The 1063-nt window shown below is 67.7% G+C and carries 2 protein-coding genes; both read left to right on the forward strand.

Translation table 11 applies throughout. The features are described from left to right. Positions 1 to 4: 4 nt before the first annotated feature. Positions 5 to 421 carry a YbaB/EbfC family nucleoid-associated protein gene (locus ACRAKJ_RS12580; protein ID WP_438921734.1) on the forward strand — a complete coding sequence of 139 codons (417 nt, stop codon included), beginning with the start codon at positions 5 to 7 and terminating at the stop codon, positions 419 to 421. Between the two features lie 10 nt (positions 422 to 431). Beyond that, entirely contained in the window at positions 432 to 875 is a 444-nt protein-coding gene (locus tag ACRAKJ_RS12585) for a hypothetical protein (protein WP_438921733.1), read from the forward strand. Positions 876 to 1063: the final 188 nt, after the last annotated feature.

Below are 1063 nucleotides of genomic sequence, written 5' to 3' on the forward strand. Positions count from 1 at the left end.
CACCATGTCCGACGCGCACACCGAGCAGCTCGGCCGACTGCTCGCGGAGTACCGGGAGCAGCAGCAGGCCTTGCTGGACGTCCAGAGCAGGCTCAAGGACATCCGCGCCACCGCCACCGCGCCCCGCAGGTCGGTGTCCGTCACCGCCGGGCACGGCGGTGGCGTCGAAGAGATCAAGTTTCCCACTGCCGCGTACAAGCGGATGGCCCCGGCGGAACTGGCCGCCGCCCTGGTCGACACCATCGCCGCCGCGCAGCGCAAGGCGGCGGACGAAGCCGCCGACCTGATGGCGCCCCACATGCCGCCGGGGTTCGACGCGAAGGCGGTGGTCGCCGGCGAACTCGACCCGGCGATGTTCGAGATACCCGAACTCGGGCCGAACCGGTCGCTGAACGACCTCTTGTCCGGCCCACCGAACTGAGGAGACGACCATGACGACACCGCGCCCCCAGAAGAACGGCGGCGGGAACGCAGGCCCGGACCGGCCGTCCACCAGTCCCGATCCCGGCAACGGGTACTCCGGCGCCGACGGGGAGTTGAGGGGCGACAGCCGCAAGCTGCGGGTGATCGCCGACAGGTACGACAACGCCGGGGAGAGCCTCGGCCAGTTCCACCTCGCCCAGCACCCGGTCCTCACCCACAAGCCGATCAAGGGCAGTGAGGCCGACGCCCTGAAGGACCAGGGCTACCGGATCATCTGGTCGGGGCTGAACAAGGTGAACACCGAGTTCTTCACCGTCCTCGAAGAACTCCGGAAAGCCGTCGGAACCATCGGGATCGGCCTCCGCGGGCTCGCCAAGGCCCAAGAGGTGACCGAGGAGAACAACATCAAGATCAGCCAGGGCATCACGGGCGAAGTGCCTCCCGTCGCTTAGCCCGGGCTGAACGGCCCCCGTCAAGAGCTCCGCGGTCGGAGGAGCACTGCCGGTCCCCGCTTCGCCCGACGATCATCTTTCCGCTTCCTGCCTGCTTGGAGTTGTTGGTGTCTTTCGAATCGGGTACCGGTGATTTCGAGACGGTGTTGTCGGTGTTGTTCGTGGGGCAGATCCCGCCGGAGTTGTCG

This window comes from Saccharothrix sp. DSM 118769, assembly GCF_052936295.1.

What these genes read in the sequence shown, in the direction of transcription:
- ACRAKJ_RS12585 (WP_438921733.1), top strand. Translation starts at nt 432, where the DNA reads ATGACGACACCGCGCCCCCAGAAGAACGGCGGCGGGAACGCAGGCCCG.
- ACRAKJ_RS12580 (WP_438921734.1), top strand. Translation starts at nt 5, where the DNA reads ATGTCCGACGCGCACACCGAGCAGCTCGGCCGACTGCTCGCGGAGTAC.